Source organism: Candidatus Accumulibacter vicinus (assembly GCF_000584955.1).
GTDB lineage: Bacteria > Pseudomonadota > Gammaproteobacteria > Burkholderiales > Rhodocyclaceae > Accumulibacter > Accumulibacter vicinus.
The window spans coordinates 117990-118688 of sequence record NZ_JDSS02000016.1 but is presented as its reverse complement, the minus strand read 5'-3'; the positions used below and the strand labels follow the sequence as shown (position 1 = coordinate 118688).

The window sequence follows — 699 nt, the reverse complement described above, 5'->3', positions numbered from 1 at the left end:
TGTCCCACCAGATCGCCCGGCCGCGGCGCTGATCCTCGGCCCATTCGGGGTGCTGGGCCATCATTTCGCGCATGAATTTGGTGTGATCGGATTCGTACAAAGCCATCTGGCCTCCTCCCAAAGGATAAAAACGCTCTCGCTGGCAAGCAGCCTCGAGCGATGATTATACGCTTGCGGATAAGGCCCTTGGGCCTGTTCGTCCGGGCGTCACACCCGGGTGTGATCGAAAGTGACGGTTGCAAAGATCTCAAGCAGCCAAGGCGTCCCAATACCGATCCCAGCCGCCGTTTGCACGGGTGACGCGGAGGTTCAGCATGGCTTGGGCGTTTTCTGGTGTCCACCAGGCGCCTGGTAGTTTGAGGCGTTTCTGAATCACATCGCGATGTGCGCTCTCGACCTCGCCGGAGCCGATAGGCAAGCCGGCTTCAATGGCGGCCTGATAGTCGAATTGCCCTGGGCGGTTGATCAGATCACGGGAACACCCACGGACCGGTGGATCTTCTGAAGGAACGGAGTCCGGTTCCTGGAAAGGCGCCAGGGCTGTCAAGACCGCGAAAAGCCTGTCCGTTTTCAGGCAATCTTTCTGCCGTTCAATCCAGTTCGGATCGTGGGCAGCGCAAACCTTGGCCGCCTCGAGGTCATCACACACGTGAAAGAAGTCGACGGGGTACTTGCATCGCGTACCGAACTGACGCTCCC

At 59.2% G+C, this 699-nt stretch carries 1 protein-coding gene and 1 pseudogene; both read right to left on the bottom strand.

Annotated features, from left to right (window positions below):
• On the bottom strand, positions 1 to 106 hold a 106-nt coding region (locus CAPSK01_RS21870; RefSeq protein ID WP_273703112.1), incomplete at its 3' end, for a DUF3460 family protein.
• 141 nt (positions 107 to 247) lie between these two features.
• Positions 248 to 699, bottom strand: a pseudogene (locus tag CAPSK01_RS21865) (ISKra4 family transposase); the annotation flags it as partial.